Origin of the sequence: Mucilaginibacter inviolabilis, from assembly GCF_011089895.1 — a bacterium.
In the GTDB taxonomy this organism is placed as follows: domain Bacteria; phylum Bacteroidota; class Bacteroidia; order Sphingobacteriales; family Sphingobacteriaceae; genus Mucilaginibacter; species Mucilaginibacter inviolabilis.
Window position 1 is genome coordinate 2,016,691 of sequence record NZ_JAANAT010000001.1, and the last position, 21,040, is coordinate 2,037,730.

The following is a 21,040-nucleotide window of genomic DNA, read 5'->3' on the forward strand; positions in this document are numbered from 1 at the left end:
CTTCTTTGATTATCAAAGAAGCTTTTTTTATATCAAATTGGGTGTATAATTTGTTAAATTAACAAGCGGATAACCTGTACAAAGCGACGTTTATACCTTTCGTCCATGTTGGATATGGTAACGCCATGTTCTTTGCCCGATGTAGAGTGGATAAATTTAAACTCGTCGCTGGAATTGCAGTATACAATACCCACATGCCCAATTCGGCGGGTATGTTTTTTGGTACCTGTAAACAGGATAATATCACCAGGCCGGGCATCCTCTAATCGTACTTTTGTACCCACACTAATAAACTCGCATGAGGAACGGGGTACATTAAAGTTAAACTTCTTGAAAACGTAACTCACAAATCCCGAACAGTCAAACCCTACCAAAGGATCAGAACATCTGGAACGATAGCGAGTACCTAAGAGAGATTGTGCAAAATGCAAAAGCGTATCCGCCGAAACGCTATCCGTTGATAAACTGACATTTACATGCTTTATTTTATGAGCTAATTTAAATCTGCGCACATGCGTTTTGGAGAACAGCGATGTGGTAAGGCCTATAAAAAGAAGAAGGATCAAGTATTTACTCATATTGCCCGGGCAATTTATAAAATTAAACTAATAGGCAATTAAAAGAATGAACAAGTTTTTTTAAACAATTTGTTAACATTATTTGGGGTTTTTGTCGGATTTCTCGGAGAGATTTGCCTGCGTTAACCTCAGGGCCCCCTCCGGGAGACCCTGAGGGGACATAAAAGCAAAAGATTTTTAAGTCCCTCCCTCGGGAGGGGTGTGATGGGCTGGTGTAATGGCGGAGAGGGGTTTCTACGCGCGATGACTACCCTGTTCCATAAACCACTTCCTTCCCCTTCCCGAGGGAAGGAATCGCACATGGCCCTGACCCTTTTACGCAAATAAAGTGGGTTTACATGTAAACCCACTTTATCGCAACAAAACACGTATAAATAATTGTAAATCAATTAATTAAATACATTAAAATCATAAAAAATGTAAACCCATGTAAACCCACTTTTATAGCTTTAAGCCATATTTGTCGCTAAACTTTTTGTAAAGTTGTTTGTGGAGATTATCCAGGTTGATGTTACGGCCTTGTATAAAAGCGGTTTCCACATCAAGGCCTATCATATCCAGGGCATCGCCTTTGGATATAAAAAGATTGGCGTCCTTTCCGGTTTCCAAAGTACCTGTGGTTTTATCGATACCTAATATTTTGGCATTGTTCAGGGTGATCATAGATAAAGCTTGCTCTTTGGTTAAGCCATAGCCTACTGCCTGCCCTGCTTCAAAAGGTAAATTACGCTGGCGCCAGAAACCTGTACCGGTTAAGCCATAAAGCACGCCACCATCCTGCAGCAACTTGGGTAATTTGTAAGGCAGGTAAACATCATCTTCATCCCTATCAGGCAAGGCCTGGGTTTCGCGGATAATTACCGGTACATTATTGTCTCTGAGCAGGTCGGTAACCAAGTATGATTCTTTACCGCCCACAATCACAGCAGAAATGCCCAAGCGTTTTGAAAATGCAACTGCCTGCCCTATTTCTTTGGCATTATCAGCAATGATGAACAGCTTTTTGGTACCATTAAATAAACCGCGCATAGCCTCAAAGCGGATATTGGTTACCGCGGGCTTAGCAATTTCTGCATAAGCCTTGGCCTGCTCAAACAGGCTGGTGATTTCATCTACCTTTTTCTGGGCACGCTGGGTCGGTGTTTCCTGTACAACTCCGGGTACTGGCAACGCTGCCCCCCTCCTTTCGCGACCACTGGCAACCACAGGCCAGTTTAAATGAATAGCCATATCTTTTTTATAAGCCGCATCCTCCCAATTCCAGGCATCTAATTGCACCACGGATGATTCTCCTGAAATTATCCCGCCGTTTGGCGTAGGTTGGGCCAATAAAATACCATTGGAGCGTACCGTAGGAATAACTTTAGAATCGGCATTATAAGCCACTAATGAACGTACGTGCGGATTAAGGTCACCTGTTTCTGTATCGTCAACCGTACCGCGGGCACCTTCTTCTATTTCAATTAAACCTAATGTGGTCATTGGGGCTATAAACCCTGGGTACACCTGTTTGCCTGTGGCATCAATCACGTCGGCATCGGTTACGCTTGGCGCGGCACCTTCTCCAACACCGGTGATCTTACCTTTTACAAAAGTAATGTAACCGTTATTAATTACCTGTCCATTGCCAATATGTATAGTTGCACCTGTAATCACTACCGGTTTTACTTGTGGTTTGGCAGGTGATATGTTTGCCTGCCCGTATGAGAAGGAAATGCCAAGCAATAATCCTCCTAAACTTAATATAGTTTTTTTCATGTTGATTTTAAATGGGAAATTATTGCTCGTTACGATCTCTTGCTTCGCGTGCAGCCTGTTTGGCCCGCTCCATGTCTGTATAATCATCGGCTACTACAAAATTGTCTTCTTCTACGCTTTCGCATTCATAAAGTCGGCGGCGGGTTGCGGTTGGTCTTTGTGTAGCAGCGCCTTTGTTTTTGGCTTCTAGCATTTTTTGAATGATACGGGCTTCATCCCTGGCTATGGCTTTTTGTTTTTCAGCATCCTTTTCAATGTCCCAGTACAGTACACCATCAACAAAGGTTTTCTCGGCAACAGCATAAACAGACAAGGGATCAGCCGACCATAAAACAATATCGGCGTCCTTACCCGGCTTAATACTACCTATCCGGTTATCTACGTGCATCATTTTCGCCGGGTTTAAGGTTACCAGCTTTAAAGCATCCTCCTCGCTCATGTGTCCGTAGGTCACGGCTTTCCCGGCTTCCTGGTTCAGACGGCGGGCCATTTCCGCATCATCGGAGTTAAAGCCGGTTACCAAACCTACTTCATGCATCAGCTTGCCGTTGTATGGGATGGCTTCGGCCACTTCACTTTTGTATGCCCACCAATCCGAGAAGGTAGAACCAGCAATATTGTGCGCTTTCATTTTATCAGCCACTTTATAGCCTTCCAGTATATGGGTGAAAGTATTGATATGGAAACCCATCGAGTCAGCCACATGCATCAACATATTGATCTCTGATTGTACATAAGAGTGGCAGGTGATAAAGCGTTTGTTATCCAGTATCTCCACCAGGGCGTCCAGCTCCAAATCCCTGCGGGTGGTGCTTCCCTTTGCTACACGAGCCGCTTTGTATTCTTTGGCACGTGTAAAGGCATCTATATATACCTCTTCAACCCCCATGCGTGTTTGCGGAAATCGCAGGGCCGAATTATTGGCAACAGGCCCATTATTACTTCCTTTTACGTTTTCGCCTAGGGCAAATTTGATAAAGCCGTCGCTGCCCGCAACCTTGATCTCCTCGGGCAGCATACCCCAGCGGTGTTTGATCAGTTGTGTTTGACCGCCAATAGCATTGGCCGAACCATGCAATATATGCGATGTGGTTACCCCACCGGCCAATTGACGGTACAGATTGATATCTTCCGCGTCAATAACATCGGCTATGCGAACCTCTGAAGTAACCGACTGTGTACCTTCGTTAATGCCCCCGGTTGCCGCGATATGTGAGTGCTCATCAACAATGCCTGCCGATATGTGCTTACCTGTGGCGTCTATTACTTTTGCCCCAGCCGATGAAAGATTTTTGCCTACCGCCTTTATCTTGCCGTTTTCCAATAAAACGTCGGTGTTTTTTAATATACCGTCTTTTTCATTTGTCCATACGGTACCGTTTTTTAACAACACAGTTTCGGCCTTGGGTATTTCGGTATTACCAAACGCGGTAAACGGATAAATGACAGGCCCAACGCTTGCATTAGGTTTAGGGGTATCCTGTGAAGATTTTGATACAGGCGCAGCGCTACTGAACGTTGCAGTCCATTTACTTAATGAGCCATCCGGAAATATGGCATCACCTTTTAATGTTATCGGTGAAACAGAAGCGATATATCCGGATAAACGGATGATACCTTCGGGATTCTTCTTATAGTCAAAATAAACGCTTACGCGATCGCCGGTCCGTGTAATAGTTCCCCGGGTACGGGTGCTATCCGTGCCAGAACGTTTAACACTCGCTTCGTACACACCAGGCGTACCGCTGATAGTTAAGGTAGTATTGGCAAAGCCCGTTCCGTTAACCTGGTAATTCCCGCGCAGATCGGCAACGTTCATTTTACTTACCACATACTGGCGCCCTTCTGTCCAGGTCTCATAAATAATGTTATCTGGTTTGAACAGCTCGCCCGAAGTAATAATAAAGCTGGCCAGTTTACCTTTGCTTAAGGTACCTACTTTGTCGGACACACCAAGCATTTCTGCTGGTACGGTTGTCAATGAGTTCAGGGCTTGTTTTTCACTCAATCCGGAAGTGATGGCGGTTCTGATGTTTGTCCAAAAATCACGGGCATTGGTTAGTCCGTATGATGTTATGGCGAATTTCACACCTGCTTTTTCCAGAACCCCGGGATTGGTTGGTGCCAGCTCCCAGTTTTTCAATTGCTCATATTTAACGGTCCGGGCATCTATAGGATCCTCCACATCATAAGGCTCGGGGAAATTCACGGGAATGATAAATTCACTGCCTGTAGCTTTGATAGCAGCTACGCGACGATACTCCAATCCATCGGTTTTGTAAATATAATGGCGGCCAAACTCTTTGGCTATTTTATCGGCCCGTAAAATACTTTGCGGGTCACTTACCTCAAAAATCTGGGGCAGGTTTTGGGTACGGTTAAATTCATCAAGCGAGATATTATACTCTGCTTTTTGTGTTTTATACCACTGCGCATCGTAATAGGTTTGACGGAGCAGGGCTATGCTACCCATTAATGATGATGGATAGTTGGTTGCAGCAGTGCCTTTACTGAAAGAATAATGCGCGGCGGCCTGATCGTTCAGCATCACTAGGTTATCGCGCTCATCGGCTAAGCTTACTACAACAGAAGTTCCGCGGGCGATGCCATCATGTATCAATGATTGTACGATGCTAAAGCCGTTTTTCTTCAGCTCTTCGCTCTTTGCTGCATCACCATGAAATACCGTTTTGGCATTCATCTCGGGTTTGATGGATTCATTCCAGCCATAAGCCCCCGGTTTGGTAGATACGGGGACAATGACCCTCCCGAAACCACCAGCTCCAAATGCCTGCCTTGGTTGTTCTGGTATACCGTAGGTGGTGTATGCGTCAATAAGACCGGGATAAATAAATTTCCCCTCCAGGTTCACTACGGTATAGCCTTTAGGGATAGGGATATCCTTGCCAACGGCTTCAATTATCCTGTCTTTCACCAATAGTGTGCCGCCGCTTATGGTTTGATCTGCGCTGGTTATTATGGTGCCATTGGTAAACGCGTATTGCCCCGGACGGATATCCCATGCACCGTTAACCGGGAAGGTTTCCTGAGCATTGGAAATTTTAAGAGCAAAAAAGAGAAAGCAAAAAAGTATTGTTTTTTTCATATGTATTGACTTACCTCTAAATTTATCAATTAAGCTCAGAAAAAGAATAAATATTTTAATTATTCATGGGTTTGTTACACCAATCTAGGATATTAATCCTTATAAATAGGAACTTTAATAAATTGAGGCCCTATTCTGCACGCGCTAATAAATAAGAATCAATTTCATCGTATAAAAATGAAGGCTTTGCTGTTTATAACAGCAAAGCCTTCTGAGCAGATTCTTTTATTAAAATAACCTTATTAATTTTTAATTATAACCTGGGTTTTGAATCAATTTAAGATTCTTATTTACCTCAGTTAGGTTGATAGGTAAAAAGTACATCTTATCGAGCCATTGCCTGTTTTCGATGCTATTATCAATACCTGGCGTATAGGTATAATTATAAATAGTTTCATCATGTCTGTATGGTGATGGAGCCGTTTGGCCTGGCTTTAAGGTACCTGTTACGGTTATAAAGATCAATTTTTGCCCCAGGGTAGCGGGCGCTATCATCCAGCGGCGTGCATCATGGTAACGCTGTTCTTCATAAACCATTTCTACCCTTCGCTCATTGCGGTAGCGTTGTCTCAAAGCGTCGCCCGATTCTGTAAGAGCTGGCATTCCTGCGCGGAAACGGATCTTGTTGAGCCAGGTCCGGGCTTCAGCGTCCTGTCCTAGCTCGATACAAGCTTCAGCATAGTTAAATACCGCCTCGGTGTAACGGAAAAATGGCCATGGAATAAACTGTTTGGTGTTATTATCAACTACGTTCGGATCGATATCGATAAACTTGCGTACGTAGTAACCAGTCCAGCTGCCGTTCCAGTTTTCGATGCTGCTTTGACGGGTATCTAAGCCAGCCAATGTTCCTGAACCAACCTGATAACTCCCGGTTTGAATTTGATTTGCCGGATCAACGTTACCAGATATCTTATCGCGGGGTTTCCATCCGGCACCATCATATAATATGGAAGCATAGAACCGCGGATCCCTGTTTTTATAAGGCGCAGCTTTATTTGCCGGGTTATTCCAGTCGAATTTAGTACCATCAATATTTTCATAATCGCTCACTAAATTCTCAACTGGCGTATTACCTGCCCAGTTATGATAGCCATTTGGGCCATTATTTAAGCCTACATTTTCGCCGCCTTCATCTTTACCCGCAACAAAATACCGGGCAAAAATAAGTTCGCTTGAAGCTGTTGCGTCAACAAATGTGGCTTTACTGCCACCGCCCATAGCGATAGAGATATAGTTAGTTTTGGCATCATCAAACGAGGCTGGTGAAGACAGATTGAGTTTATAGCCTGTGCCTGCGGCGTCTAAAACCGCTTTGGCAGCGTCTTTTGCAGCCTGCCAACGAGCAGTCCTGTCGCCACTTATATAACCAAGAAGCTCTGGATGTCCGTAGGCGCTGATTACGGCAGATTTGGCTTTGGCAGTTGGAATATCATGCAGATCACTCGCGGCATATAACAATACCCTTGATTTTAAAGCCAGGGCGACTGGTACGGATGTTCGGCCTTTGTCCATCGTTTTACCGGTTAACAGCGTAACAGCACTATCACAATCGGCAGTGATAAACTTAATACAATCGTCGTAGTTGTTTCTGGCTACAGAGTAATCGGCTTCACCCAATTGATATACTTTGGTAATAAGGGGCACACCGCCATAGTAACGCACCAACTGCTGATAATAGTAGGCCCGTAAAAAATGGGCCTCTCCCTGCAGGCGCTCTTTAAGCGATTGATCAATGGTGGACTTAACGAGATTCTGCAATGCTACATTACATGTTCTGATGCGGTTATACATGCTACCCCATTCGTAAGTATTGTTTGTCCAGCCAATATTGCTTGGCCCAACAGTACCTTCATTAATGATATTTATACCTCTTCCGGGATGGGTAAATACGGCTTCGTCTGATAGGGAAGCCAGCTCCTGCTCATCAAAACCACCATTGCCTAAGCCATTATAAATTTCGTTTACAAAAGCGGCGGAAAGAGCACCATCTTTCCAGGTATCTTCGGAGGGCACTTCTGTTAAGGGCTTGGTGTTTAAAAAGTCTTTCTTACAGGAAGTAAGTAACGCGCCCGAAACAATTAACACAGTTAAAGTATGTTTGATTAAATTTTTCATGGTTTTCGTTATTAAAAGGTTACTCTGACACCAGTATTTAAAATTCTTGACTGCGGATAATACTGTCCGTTGCCAGAAAGTGATTCAGGATCCCATATATGTAATTTATCCCAGGTGATGAGGTTTAGACCACTTACATACACCCTTAAATTGCTCATCCCAATTTTTTGAGCTATCTGACCAGGAAGATTATAACCCAGCTCCACATTCTTTAAACGGATATAGTTGGTGCTTCTGTAGAAATAGGTATTGGCCTTGTTACCCAAAGAATACCAGGCATCACCCCGGTTAGCAATGCGCGGATCAACACTGCTTGGTTTGTCAACTGTCCATTGGTGATCATAGGTATATTGCAGATAATTACCTATATCTCCCGATTCTGTATCAACTGGCAGGTACCCTCCCGTTGCTCCCTGGAATAGTATAGACAGATCAAACATTTTGTATTGCAGGTTAATAGCAAAACCACCGGTAAATTTGGGCGTTAAGCCCATATCCAGCCTTTTACGGTCGTCACCATTAATTTTACCATCGCCATTAATATCCTTAAATTTCAGATCGCCGGGCTTAAGCTGCGGGGTCATTTCGCTGTAATCTAACTTATTGGCATTAATTTCGGCCTGGTCTTTAAATACCCCGTCGACAACATATAAAAGCGGCGATCCAATAGGCATTCCTGTTTGACGCTGGTAAGGAAGAACTCCCGGAGCTTCATCCTGGTAGATGATCTTATTTTTGGCATATCCACCGTTGATACTCACATTATACTTGAGTTCACCAATCTTCCCCTTATACCCTATTTTAAACTCATAACCTTTATTATTAACCTTACCTATATTTTCAGGAGGTAAAAGATTACTTATCCCCGTACTGGCCGGTGTTGAACCCTGGCGAGCCCAAAGTATATTGGTTCGTTTATTATAGAAGTAATCCAATTCAAAATTAATACGGCCTTCCAACAACTCACCCTCCAAACCAATATCATAATTATTGGCTACTTCCCAGGTAAAATTGGGGTTAGGCACCCGCAGCTCGTATAATGATTTGGTTACCTGATCATTAAATATATAGCTCCCAAAACCGTAAGTTGATAAGTATTGATTTTCCTGTAGTGTATTATTGTAGTATGGCTCTGCTCCCATTTGTCCATAGGAGGCCCGTATTTTTAGGTAATTGACTGCCTTAACGTTGTTTTTCCAGAAATCTTCCTGAGATATGTTATAGCCTAACAAAAAGCCCGGAAAGAATCCAAAACGATGTGCTTCGGGGAAGATATATGATCCGTCATAGCGCCATAAAAATTCGGCCAGGTATTTCTGCTTATAGTTGTAGGCGGCTCTGCCAAAATAACTTAACCGGGCACGGTCATAAGCACCACCAGAGTTATCCTTTTCCGCATCGCCACCAGCAAATAACTGATCAACATCGGGCGATAGAAAGTAACGGCGATAGGCGCTAAAATAATCATCACTAATGGTTTCACGCGTTACGGCTGCCATCAGGTTAATGGTATGATCGCTGAAAGTGCGATCGTAATTGATAAAGCCTCCTAATAAAACATTCAGCTTATTTTCATCACTTTGCGACAAGCGCGGATCGGTAAAGGTAGAGCGTACACTAGGTGTAAGTACAGGAGTTTTACCGTCCGCTTCATAGGATTTATGATCCCAGTAATACAACGTCCAGGGTGTCGACCATACCTTTTCGCGTTTGATGTACTTATCAATAGAAGCTGTACCGGTTAACTTTAAACCTTCTACTCCGGGAACCTGTATTTCCACTTTTCCGTTGGTTTGAAAATAGTCTCTCCTATCCCTGTCATATCCTGTTTTGTTGGTGGTAATTACAATGGGGTTCTGACCGTTTTCGATATCCGGACCTGGTAAACCGTTGGGCCAAACCTCTTGTTCTGTAGGTTTGCCACGCATCAACATCCGGAAAATCGATCCCGCGCTTTGTGTCGGAAAGTTTCTGGCCTCCTCCCGCGCTGTTACGCCAACACTCGTATTGATATACTTATTTACCCGGGCATCTAGGTTTATGCGGAAGTCATATTGTTTGTAACCCGTAGCGGAGTTTTTGTAATAGCCATCCTGAGTGGTATAACCCAGCGACGTTAAGAATTTGAAGTTGTCTCCCCCCCCGGTTAACTGCAGATTATGACGACTTTGAGGCGACCATGTTTTTAGGGTAGTTTTAAACCAATCGGTATTGGGGTGACCAAGCGGATCTGAACCATCCCGATATTTTTGTATATCGGCAGGCTGGAAAGCCGCATTGATCACTTTTCCGTTTTGAAGCGTGTAATGCCCTGTTGTGTTAAAAGCCGCCCAGGCTGTCCCCCAATCGGCTACCGGGATGTCGCTGTTATATAAGGTAATTTCATTATTCATGGTGGCATATTCAGCGGCATTCGCCATTTTGGGTATCACGGTAGCCTGCGCCCAACCTTGGTTAAAATCATATGATAGCTGTGTTTTTCCTGATTTACCATGTTTAGTGGTGATCAGAATAACCCCATTTGCCGCCCTTGAACCATAAATCGCCGCCGAAGCATCTTTTAAAACTGATATGCTTTCCACATCGGCCGGGTTTAACCGCTCTAAACCTCCGGCTCTGTCTGGTACACCATCAATAACTACAAGAGCATCACTGTTACCCAGGCTGTTTGTCCCGCGAATATGAATGGCAGAACCATCATAACCCGGCTCGCCACTGGATTGTACCGCTGTAACCCCGGGTAAACGCCCGGCTAATGTATTTGATAAGTTTACTGTGGGTGATTTTTCCAGATCGGTTCCCTTAACAGAAGCCACAGATCCGGTTACGGTTACCTTTTTTTGGACACCATAACCTACCACCACCACCTCGTTGAGTCCTTTTGATGAGGCCTGCAATTTAATACTAATGGCATTTTTTCCATTAACCGGCATCTCCAAAGTGTTATAGCCAATGTAAGTAATTACCAAAACTCCATCATCAGGGGCGGTAATAGTAAAACGTCCATTAACATCGGTCACCGTACCGTTATTGGTGCCTTTGACCATGACCGATACGCCGATCAATTTTTCACCCGTGGCCTGATCGCTTACATTACCGGAGATTTTCACAGGAGCATTTATGTTATTTTTTCGCCCATATATCGTTTTGACCGGTATTTTCCGGGTATTAGTAACATCCGCATAGGAAAACGGTGCCCATATCAGAACTATTAATAATTGACACAGAATAGTTTTACAAACTTTTTGCAGGGGATAATTCCTATCCAAATTGTGTTTCATAGCTTTTTTAATTAGTTAATAATTAATGCGTGTAATAAGATGTACAGATACTTTTCAGGAGGAGATCAGTAATAATACTCCCTCTGACATTACATAATCGTTTTAGCTCATTTTTCTCATAGGCAATTGCTTTAGTTTATTTTTTACTAATTGGTTAATTCAATAAAAAGGCTGATATAGGCGATACCCGATACCGGGGTGCCTGGGCAAGGGCAAATAATATCACGCCCTGATACTCAGGGGTGGAGTAAGAGGGAGCTGTGTACTATCGGCTGTTTCTGATAAAAAGTTGATAAGCGCACTTTATCAACCAGGAATTATCAGGTAAATGTTTAATTATCAATAGGTTCTGCAGAACAATAATTGTCCTAATAACACTTCTTTAATTGGCAGAGCTAATATAATAATATTTAAATAAGTTGTACACCGTATAAGAATATTAATAACTCATGGAAAATATTCTCCTTAAAACAAAGACGAGATAAACCGCTGATTGGTTCATTTAAAGCTAATTAATGACAAAACAGCATGTTTCTTTAATCGGCTTACCGTGAATACGGAAATTATTACAGTGTTTTTTAAAGGGTTCATTTATTGATTACACCTGTTTGAAAGGATTTATATGGATCAGTATTCTTCGACCATTATTAATGCCGTAGAGAAAGTTAAAACGGCAGTGGTCAAAATTGAACTTTTTAAACAACAAAAAGGAAAAGAACAGCCCGTTGGCTCTGGATCTGGCTTCTTGTTTTCTTCAGACGGATATCTTTTTACTAACAGCCATGTGGTACAACAGGCAGAGATTATTAAAGTTAAGATGCATGATGGCCATACACATGCAGCTACCCTGGTTGGTCAGGATCAGGATACCGATTTGGCTATACTAAAAATATCTGCTTCAGATTTTATACCAGTTCACATGGGCGATTCCGAATCCCTGGCTATAGGACAATTGGTAATAGCTATTGGAAACCCCTTAGGCTTTCAACATACGGTAACAGCGGGTGTTGTTAGCGCCCTTGGCCGAACACTTCAAAGTCAAAACGGGCGATTGATGGACAGTATGATCCAGACAGACGCGGCTTTAAATCCGGGAAACTCCGGTGGCCCGCTCATCAATACTGATGGTGAAGTCATTGGTGTAAACACGGCCACTATAAGCGGAGCACAGGGATTATGTTTTGCCATCAGCATTAATACAGCAAAAGATATCGCCAGTCAGCTAATCCGTTTTGGAAAAGTGAGAAGAGCATACCTGGGTTTGGTGTTGCAGCAAATAGATATTGTACCTAAATTACGGACAATAGCCGAAGTTGCTAATAAACAGGCCCTGTTTATTTCTGATGTGGCCAAAGGAAGTCCTGCAGATAAAGCCGGAATCCAAAGTGGGGATATTTTATTCTCCTTTAATGACATAGCTATTGAAAGCTCCGATGCTCTTTTTAAGTTGTTATCTGAAGAAAAAATAGGTCAATTTCAATTTATCGGTATACTGCGAAACAATTATAAAACCGAGTTTCGGGTTACGCCTGTTCAAAAAAACTGATTGGGTATCTTAGCCTGTGGTCGGTGATAACACCGACCCACAGGCTATTTCCCCTTTATCAACCCAAGCGCTTTTTTCAGATCACCGGGTTTGCTTGTCAAATTTTTCCATGGATCCTGGATCTTTTTTACCCTATCTGGCATGTTATAAATCGTATAATTGGATAGTTGAAGCTCATCATTCACCTCATGCCAATGCAAGGGTGCTGAAACCGTTGCGCCCGGCTTGGGTCGTACAGAATATGGGCAGGCTACCGTTTGGCCGCGTCTGTTCTGTAGAAAATCTATATAGATCTTGTTTTTTCTTTTAGCCGGACTTCTTTCCACACTAGTTGTATCCGGTAGTTTCTGGTGGATGAGGTTGGCGGTATACTCGGCAAACATTTTTACAAAATCGTAATCATATTTTGCCCCAAGGTAGCAATAAATATGCAGGCCCTTTGAACCGGATGTTTTGATAAAAACATCCAGATGCATGCGGTCAAAGATCTCTTTGGTTTTTAAAGCGGCTTCTACCGCTTCAGTAAACGGCACATCGTGCGGATCAAGGTCGATCACCACAAACTCCGGATTATCCGGTTTTTTGTAGGAACTTAACCAGGGATTAATTTCAATACAACCCAGATTTACCATATACAGCAAAGTAGCGGCATCCTTCCCGATAATGTAGTTGATATCTTTATCATTGCTTTCGGAGTGCAGCGGTTCTGTTTTTATCCAGGCGGGCAAATGCTCCACATCCACATCCTTCTGAAAAAATCCAGCATCTTCAATACCATTGGGTTGACGGCGCATAGATATGGGCTTATCTTTTAAATAGGGCACAATCCAGTCGGCCATGTGCTGATAGTACCTGATCAACTCGCCTTTGGTTATTCCCTCCTGTTTCCAGAAAATTTTATTCAGGTGGGTAACTTTCAGCTTCGTACGACCAAATGCAATAGTTTCTTCGTCGGCCATTTGTTTTTCAGGTGTTTCCATAATTACGTTCTCCATATCTTTATCTGTGCGCAATCCTTTAAAAACTGCTTGCCTTAAATGACCATCTGCTGTCCACTCAGCATACCAAACCTCGCAAACCAATTCGGGTCTCAGCCAGGTTACTTTAGTAATTTGATGGGCTTTTTCCTTGAAAGGCTTCTCATCCATTTCTAACGGACGCAATTTTTCATACAATTCTTTTAAGCCGATATCATTAAAACCTGTTCCACAATTGCCAATGTACCGGATATTGGAGCCTTCACGAATACCCAATACCAAAGCGCCAAAATACTTTCTCGATCCCGACGGCGCAGTATAACCGCATATAATAGCTTCCTGTGAGTTTCGAGCTTTAAATTTCAACCACCTATCTGATCGTTTTCCGCTGTGATAGGTACTTTCTTCATCTTTTCCGATAATCCCCTCCCAACCCAACGACTGTGCTTTCTTAAACAGATCGCCCCCATTGCCTTCCATATGGGTATTGTAAATTATCGTTTTGCTATTCAAGGGTTCTATCAGCGTTTGTAATAATTTCTTGCGTTTTACCAGTTCCAGGCCACGCAGATCATGTTCTTTCAGATTCAAGAGATCAAATACATAATATTTAAGGATCAAGTTGGCGCTATCACCCTCATAATGCTGAATATCCTGAAAACGGCTTTGGCCTTTTTTATCCTCAATCACCAATTCTCCATCCAATATGGCATCCTGGTTAATCAGTTTTAGTTCATCTATTACTTTGTCATACTTTGCGCTAAAATCAATGCCATTCCGCGAGATCAGTTTTGCGTCTTTTCCAGTGTATCCAATGGCCCGGTAGCCATCCAGTTTACGCTCATAGATCCAGCCCTTGTGGTCAACAACTTTAGTTTCCAATTTAGCCATCATAGGCGTATAAGCTTTTTCAACTATGCGCTTTTCCTGCTTTTGGGAGCTGGACTTTTTTTTTTGACCTCTTTATTTTTAAGATCAGGTAACGCGGTTGCTTCGCCACTTTTATTATTCCGCATTTTTTTAATGTCGGCAGGTACCAGATCCTCGCTGCTGTATTTCTTTTTTACAGCGAATTCATCGTTATGCTTGATCAGCAGCCAGGCATTATTTTCGGCATTGTGCAGTTTCACCAGGGCAAATTCACCCTGCAGCTTTTCGCCATTTAATTTAAACTTCAGGTTGCCGCTTTTTAAGCCTGATCTTAAGACCTTTACATCATCTTCCCGTGATTCGGCTAGTGACTCATAGGTACCATGATCCCAGATCAGCACCACTCCTGCCCCATAATTACCGTTGGGGATGATGCCTTCGAAATGCTGATAATCAATAGGGTGATCTTCTACCATCATAGCCAGGCGTTTGTCGCCCGGATTCATGGAAGGGCCTTTTGGCACGGCCCAGCTTTTTAAAGTACCATCCAGTTCCAGCCTGAAATCATAATGCAAACTGGTAGCATGGTGCCGCTGTACCACAAACGAGAGCGTTTTACCACTACCTTTACCCGTTTTAGGTTCAGAAGTCTGTTGAAAATCGCGTTTTTTGATATAATCTGTTAAACTCATCTTATGCCCCTTTCTTAGTCTGTAAGCTTTCCATCAGTTGCTCATACAAATCATCGCTGGTAGTTTTATGTGGTTTTAGCTTCTTGATGGTTGGCCGTTTTCCCTTGGCTTTGGCCTTAATAATATTGAGCAGTTCACTATTATACTCATCTTTAAATTTCGAGATATCAAAGTGCTCGGTGTATTGCTTGATTAACGCCAAACCTACATCCAATTCTTTTTTGGTGACGCCGACATCATCGGAGATGTTTAAATCATCCGTAGGTCTGATCTCCTGCGCGAAACGGATACGGGTTACTACCATTACGTTATCTGAAGGGTGAACAATGCATAAACTTTCGGTATTGCGCAATACAAAACGTGCCAACCCAACTTTGCCCGATTTGAGCATGGCTTTTACTAAGAGCGCATAAGCTTTATTAGAAGGGGTATCGGGTTCGACATAATAAGATGTTTCATAATACATGGGATCGACATCAGCCATATCCACAAAATTCTCTATCTCGATCACTTTGCTTTTTTCGGGAGCCGCATCGGCAAAGTCGCTTTCTTCCACTATCACATATTCGTCTTTAAGCTTATAGCCTTTAACGATCTTGTCATACGGCACCTCTTTATGCGTTTGCTCATTAACCCGCTGGTAACGGATCCGGGAATGATCCCTGCCATCCAGCATATCCAGGTCAAGGGAGCTTGTTTGCACGGCGGAATATAATTTAATTGGGATACTAACCAGTCCAAAACCGATTGACCCTCTCCATATTGCCCTCATACTAAAATATTTAAGCGTATTTATAGTATAACCCAATTAGCCTTGCCTGGTTTGCATCAAAATAAAATCATTCAATAATAGAGGCTATAAAGTGGGTTTACACTTTTTCTTTAAAAAAATAACCAACAAGCTCATTATCAACTATATAAATCCATGTAAACCCTAAATTATGTAAACCATGTAAACCCACTTTCTGGTAGTTTAATCAATCCACCCCACAAGACTATCCATCGCTTACGTATCTGAGTAATCAAAAAAAAGAGGCTGATCATGCTTGATGATACAGCCCCTTTATTATAGAAAAACAGTAAAAAAGAGGCGCCCACCATGGTGAACCGCCCCTAATCAACTATTGTATTACTTTACATCCCAGAATATTTTTGTTGTACGGGTGTCTTTAGCCTTTACTGTGCTATAATTAGTATTATAACCGGTTTCAACCGTTGGATACAAAAGCCTGGTTGGAGGATTTTGGTAATCAGTAGCGGTTTCAACCGGGAATGTCAATGCAGGGTATTTTGTCCTCCTGTATTCTGCCCAGGCCTCATCAGATTGTAAAAAGCCGAAATGCAGCCATTTCTGAGTATAAATCAGAGCCAGCTTATGCGTTTGATCAGCTGCCAGGCTATAATTAATGTTACTATTAGCTAAAAAGGTATTGATTTCTGTAGTTGTTGGAGCAACTTCAGTACCCTGACCTATACTATTAAGATAATAATAAAAAGTGATGGATTGCTTTAACGCGGTATTGTAAGCTGCCGACGCATCGCCCAATCCCCAGCGCTCATAAGCCTCTGCCTTCAAAAAGTTAACTTCAGAAGCGGTGATCACTATACCCGGCATTTTAATATTATTTAAAAATGTTGCCGAATCTACAATTGAATATTTGAAAAAAGCAGTATCCTGCTGGCCTGATCCATAACTTATTGGCATGGCCCGGTAGGTTTTGTTTGGAACAAATTTGCCACTTACAGTTTGACCATATTTATCAAACATAACCCTTATCCTAGGGTCGTTTGAAGGTAACATCACCTTATTTAGCTTGTAGTCGGGAGCCCAATAACTATCGATCTCAACTAAAGCAGAAGATAGCGTACTGTTAGTTGTGGTTGTTAATGGCTGTAAAAGGATATCAGAGCTCAAAGGGCTGTAACTACCGTTATTCCCACCGTCAACAAGTGGATATGCTGTGGGGTTACTTAACATGGTTGTAACGGCTGCTTTAGCGGTGGCTTCATCTACATTTGAAATACGCATCAACAAGCGTAAGCGCGCCGAGTTGGCATATGCTTGCCATTTAAGTACACTGCCATTATTCAAAATATCGGCTTTGTTAAATGCCGATTGTACATTGCCTGCCAATTTTACTCCTGCAAAATAAGTTGCAGCTTCATTAAGATCACTGATGAGTGAATTATAAAGCGTTTTGCTATCATCAAAAACAGGGTTTTTAATAGTACTCGTGGTTTCCAGGCTACCTGCCTGTGTAAAAGGGATGTCTCCCCACATATCAATCATTTTAGCTGCCCGCTCGGCTAAAACTATTTTAGCGGCCTCCATATAAACCAGTTGATCTGCCTGGTCTGATTTGGATAGAGCAGCATAAGATGCCTGCATGGCTCGGTATACAGCCATTGGCCCACTTCCATTACCTGACGGGTAGTAAAAATCCGACCAATATTGTCCTATATAATCGTCTCTGTGTTTATAGGCTGTTGATACGTTATCAAATGTGGTGGTTTGCGCATAAACCGATATCTGCGGAAAGAAAAACGTACGCAAGTTCCAGTAAGCGGGTCTAACTCTGTCGCTATTTAACATCGCGGTAAAAAAGCCGCTTACAATAGGCTTTGTTGATAATTCCGGATTGTTATAATTCTTATCAATCGTTTTCTTACAGGCGCTGAATGATGCCATAAGCGATAATAAGACAGCACTATATATAAATATTTTTTTCATCTTCTGATCAATTTTAATGGTTAAAAGGTGGCATTTAAGGAGAAACCGTAACTTCTTGTTGCAGGCAACGAGCCGTGGTCAATACCTTGATTATACCACTGGTTTCCAATTGGCGTTTCCGGATCAAGATTTTTCAACGTACGGTATATATACAGTAAGTTACGGCCTATCAGCGAAAACTTGATTTTTGACATACCTATATGGCGTGCAAAACTTTGAGGCAAATTATAACCTAATACAACTTCACGTAATTTAATATAGTTGTTGTTGTATACCGCGCTTCCAGTATTTTGGCTATTTGGATCGCCCGCAGAAAACTGATTTTCATAATAACTTGCAGCGTCTATGATAGTAGTATTAGGCGCACCGCTTGCAACCACACCAGGTTGTATTAACCCGTCATGATACACTTTTTCTCCACCCGGGCCAGCTGTTGCGTTTGATGGCAATCCTACGTAGGTACCAGCCCCGTTTATATAATACGCCAAGCCTCCATGCTCTGCATCCCTATACTTTAAAGTACTGGTATACATACCTGCATTTATACCGTATTTTAACGGAGGTGATATCAACTGACCACCAAACCTGTAATCAACCAGGGTGGTAAGTGACACGCTTTTGTATGTAAATGTGTTTGAAAAACCACCTGTAGCCTTTGGTAGTATGTTACCTACTTTTACATAGTGAGAGTTATCGGCATTGTAATAACCATTGGCATCTACCAATTTATTTCCTTTTCCATCTGTTTGCAGCGGGAAACCATAAATATTACCCAGTTCTTCACCTGGTCTCGCTACTACTTTTAAAGATCCGCCTTCAAAGCTTGTACCTGGTAAAACCAACTCCTGCAGGTTAGGAGCCAAAGCGTAAACTTTTGTATTATAAACAGAGTAATTTAAACGCACATTCCACTTAAAGTCGTTGGTTGAGATAGGCGTAGCATTCAAGGCAAGTTCAAAACCTTTAGTTCCAATAGTACCTACGTTAACTATCTGGCTTCCGGCACCGTTACTTGGTGCAGCAGTTAAGCCCAGTATCTGATTATTTATTTTGTTGCTATAGTAACTCGCATCTACACTGAGTTTATCATTTAAAAAGCGAAGTTCTAAACCGCCTTCATATTCATGCTTCCTCTCGGGCTGTAATGTATTGTTACCATAAGCTCCCGGTATGGAAAGTTGAGGTACCGAACCATTAATAGTTTGCAGCGAAGTTTGCTGATAAGCCACATTGGATTGATATCTTGGGGCCGGGTTACCATTTTCTGTATAGGAAAGTCTTAATTTACCATAACTTAAAAACGATGGCATAGCATCTTTCAATGCGTCTGTAAATACAAAGCTTCCGTTAACTGCCGGATAGTAATACGTATTATTTTGAGGAGGTAAAGTTGATGCCGACTCTTGACGTAATGCACCTTCTAAAAACAAATAGTTTTTATAAGTTAGGTTTAACAAACCAAAAACACCTGTTTTTACTTCAAACTGCCTGGTATAAGAAGTACTGACAATGCCATTAGAATTACTTAATGAAAAGAAATTCTCTGTCACTAAACCTTGGGTTGTTCCGGATGCTTCATCACGATAAGACTCACGCCTGGCCGTAAAACCACCTGTTAATGAAAAGTTAAAATCCTTTGTAATATTGGTATTGTAGGTTAACAAAGCATCGCCGTATAGTATGGAGTAAATACCTGTAGATACATTATAACCACCTGTACTGTTGCCACCGGTATTAAAAGCTACCGGGTAAGTATTGTAGCTTTCGGCCTCTGTATTACGACCGGTGTAATCATTTCCAATTCTTCCACGGAATTTAAGATGATTTAAAATACCCCAGTTTAAAGTTGCGCTTGAGTATAAGCGATTTTCATTTTCAGTATAAGTATTTTTCAAAGTATTGAAAAAATAATCATAAAGACTAGGCCTAACCCTAAACACAAAAGCTTCAGACGGGTTGTATTGTGGATTTTCTGCAGGAGCATATTCAAACCCTTCAGAGGTAAGAAATTTTTGTCTTACCAGGTCCATTTTTTCTTCCCTTCCAAAAAAACCATCAAATGATTCTGCCAGTCTGTTAGTTTGATATGGGCGATTTTGGGTTAAAGTGTTTACAAAGTTGGCAACAACATCCACACTTACTTTTTTGCTCAGTTTTAGCGAGCTGTTTAAATTGAATGAGTTTTTGTGAACACCTGATTCCCGCTGTATCCCGTTATAATCAAGCCTGGTATACGAAAACCGGTAATCGGCATTTTCGGTTTGATTGGAGATCGATACGTTAGCACTTGAGCTTGTACCTTGCCTGAATATATCTTTATAATTATCCGGTTGCGGAGAATATGATTGGATTGACCCATCCCACCAACGAACTTTTTGCCCATCCATTTTGGGGCCGAAATCGGCATATGCCCTAAAGTTGGGCCTCCAGCCTGCCGGTGATTGTGTATCAGGAACAGAACCATCTTCGTTAAAGCCAAGAGAAATATTAGTGGCACGGTCATAACCCTGTCCGTAAACATTCTGATAGTTGGGTAAAAAAGCGGCCCGTTCTACGGTACCATAATAATTAAAATCTACGGCTGGACCTTTTCCTTTAACACCTTTTTTTGTCGTAATAACAATTACGCCACCCTCGGCATCAGAACCATAAAGTGCAGTAGCACTACCGCCTTTTAGTATATCTATACTTTCAATATCGGTAGGGTTAATGTCCAGCACGCCATTGCCTTCAATACGCTGATCGCTGTAAAAACCACCATTATTAAAACCATTTTGACCATATTGCTGTTGGTTCCGGATAATTACCCCATCTACAACATACAATGGAGGTTGATTGTAATTGATGGAGTTGATACCTCTGATCTGGATATTTACTGCACTACTAGCACCACCGGGTTGAGTTTTAACTGTAACGCCAGCTGCTTTACCATATAAAGCCGATGCAAAATTAGTATTACCTGCTTCGGTAATTTCCTTAGCCGAAACCGTGCTGGTTGCATAACCAACAGATCTTTCCTGCCTTTTGATACCAAAAGAGGTGGTTACGGTAACTTCTTTTAATTGATTACTACCTACAGCCAGGGTTACATTAATAACCTGGTCATCGCCAACAGTAACTTCTTTTGTAGCATAACCAATAGAGGAGAATTTAAGTACATCGCCTTTTGTCGCTTTGATGCTGTACGCGCCGCTGCTGTTGGTTTGCACTCCATTTGTTGTACCTTTTATAAGTACAGACACACCTGGTAGGGGCCCGGTTTCATCACGAACCACGCCGGTAACTGTTGTTTGGGCAAATGCGTTTGCCGAAATCAGTAAGAGTAGCAGCACTACCCATTTTCTGAGAATTAAGTAAAGTTGTTTCATGCAAATTGTTTTGGA

11 protein-coding genes are annotated in these 21,040 nt (G+C 42.2%); 1 reads left to right on the forward strand and 10 read right to left on the reverse strand.

Annotation, left to right across the window (positions count from 1 at the left end; genetic code table 11):
- Positions 1-53: 53 nt before the first annotated feature.
- The 5 genes from G7092_RS08090 to G7092_RS08110 form a co-directional block, all read right to left on the reverse strand.
- Positions 54-578, reverse strand: a complete 525-nt coding sequence (locus G7092_RS08090) for a C40 family peptidase (protein WP_166087985.1) — start codon at positions 576-578, stop codon at positions 54-56.
- A 441-nt stretch (positions 579-1,019) separates the two neighbouring features.
- A complete protein-coding gene (locus G7092_RS08095; RefSeq protein WP_166087987.1) occupies positions 1,020-2,336 on the reverse strand; it encodes an amidohydrolase family protein in 1,317 nt (438 codons plus the stop codon).
- A gap of 19 nt (positions 2,337-2,355) precedes the next feature.
- Positions 2,356-5,442, reverse strand: coding sequence for an amidohydrolase family protein (locus G7092_RS08100; RefSeq protein ID WP_166087989.1), 3,087 nt, complete (start codon positions 5,440-5,442; stop codon positions 2,356-2,358).
- Positions 5,443-5,691: 249 nt separating this feature from the next.
- Complete coding sequence (locus G7092_RS08105) at positions 5,692-7,560, reverse strand: RagB/SusD family nutrient uptake outer membrane protein (protein ID WP_166087991.1); 1,869 nt, start codon at positions 7,558-7,560, stop codon at positions 5,692-5,694.
- A gap of 11 nt (positions 7,561-7,571) precedes the next feature.
- The gene (locus G7092_RS08110) at positions 7,572-10,841 is read right to left on the reverse strand and encodes a SusC/RagA family TonB-linked outer membrane protein (RefSeq protein ID WP_166087993.1); all 3,270 of its coding nucleotides are present in this window, start codon (positions 10,839-10,841) and stop codon (positions 7,572-7,574) included.
- A 622-nt stretch (positions 10,842-11,463) separates the two neighbouring features.
- On the opposite strand from G7092_RS08110, the gene G7092_RS08115 reads away from it, so the two are divergent.
- Positions 11,464-12,387, forward strand: coding sequence for a S1C family serine protease (locus tag G7092_RS08115; protein WP_166087995.1), 924 nt, complete (start codon positions 11,464-11,466; stop codon positions 12,385-12,387).
- A 44-nt stretch (positions 12,388-12,431) separates the two neighbouring features.
- Here the strand turns inward: G7092_RS08115 and ligD are convergent, their stop codons facing one another.
- From ligD to G7092_RS08140, 5 genes are all read right to left on the reverse strand, one after another.
- Complete coding sequence (gene ligD / locus G7092_RS08120; protein WP_166087997.1) at positions 12,432-14,258, reverse strand: DNA ligase D; 1,827 nt, start codon at positions 14,256-14,258, stop codon at positions 12,432-12,434.
- A gap of 20 nt (positions 14,259-14,278) precedes the next feature.
- On the reverse strand, positions 14,279-14,926 hold the full coding sequence (locus G7092_RS08125) for a DNA polymerase ligase N-terminal domain-containing protein (protein WP_166087999.1): 648 nt from the start codon (positions 14,924-14,926) through the stop codon (positions 14,279-14,281).
- Position 14,927: 1 nt separating this feature from the next.
- Positions 14,928-15,698, reverse strand: coding sequence for a non-homologous end joining protein Ku (gene ku / locus G7092_RS08130; RefSeq protein ID WP_166088001.1), 771 nt, complete (start codon positions 15,696-15,698; stop codon positions 14,928-14,930).
- Positions 15,699-16,055: 357 nt separating this feature from the next.
- The gene (locus tag G7092_RS08135; protein WP_166088003.1) at positions 16,056-17,657 is read right to left on the reverse strand and encodes a SusD/RagB family nutrient-binding outer membrane lipoprotein; all 1,602 of its coding nucleotides are present in this window, start codon (positions 17,655-17,657) and stop codon (positions 16,056-16,058) included.
- Between the two features lie 20 nt (positions 17,658-17,677).
- On the reverse strand, positions 17,678-21,025 hold the full coding sequence (locus G7092_RS08140) for a SusC/RagA family TonB-linked outer membrane protein (RefSeq protein WP_166088005.1): 3,348 nt from the start codon (positions 21,023-21,025) through the stop codon (positions 17,678-17,680).
- Positions 21,026-21,040 lie beyond the last annotated feature (15 nt).

What these genes read in the sequence shown, in the direction of transcription:
- G7092_RS08135 (WP_166088003.1), bottom strand. Translation starts at nt 17,657, where the DNA reads ATGAAAAAAATATTTATATATAGTGCTGTCTTATTATCGCTTATGGCA.
- G7092_RS08140 (WP_166088005.1), bottom strand. Translation starts at nt 21,025, where the DNA reads ATGAAACAACTTTACTTAATTCTCAGAAAATGGGTAGTGCTGCTACTC.
- ligD (WP_166087997.1), bottom strand. Translation starts at nt 14,258, where the DNA reads ATGATGGCTAAATTGGAAACTAAAGTTGTTGACCACAAGGGCTGGATC.
- G7092_RS08090 (WP_166087985.1), bottom strand. Translation starts at nt 578, where the DNA reads ATGAGTAAATACTTGATCCTTCTTCTTTTTATAGGCCTTACCACATCG.
- G7092_RS08100 (WP_166087989.1), bottom strand. Translation starts at nt 5,442, where the DNA reads ATGAAAAAAACAATACTTTTTTGCTTTCTCTTTTTTGCTCTTAAAATT.
- G7092_RS08125 (WP_166087999.1), bottom strand. Translation starts at nt 14,926, where the DNA reads ATGAGTTTAACAGATTATATCAAAAAACGCGATTTTCAACAGACTTCT.
- G7092_RS08115 (WP_166087995.1), top strand. Translation starts at nt 11,464, where the DNA reads ATGGATCAGTATTCTTCGACCATTATTAATGCCGTAGAGAAAGTTAAA.
- G7092_RS08110 (WP_166087993.1), bottom strand. Translation starts at nt 10,841, where the DNA reads ATGAAACACAATTTGGATAGGAATTATCCCCTGCAAAAAGTTTGTAAA.
- ku (WP_166088001.1), bottom strand. Translation starts at nt 15,698, where the DNA reads ATGAGGGCAATATGGAGAGGGTCAATCGGTTTTGGACTGGTTAGTATC.
- G7092_RS08105 (WP_166087991.1), bottom strand. Translation starts at nt 7,560, where the DNA reads ATGAAAAATTTAATCAAACATACTTTAACTGTGTTAATTGTTTCGGGC.
- G7092_RS08095 (WP_166087987.1), bottom strand. Translation starts at nt 2,336, where the DNA reads ATGAAAAAAACTATATTAAGTTTAGGAGGATTATTGCTTGGCATTTCC.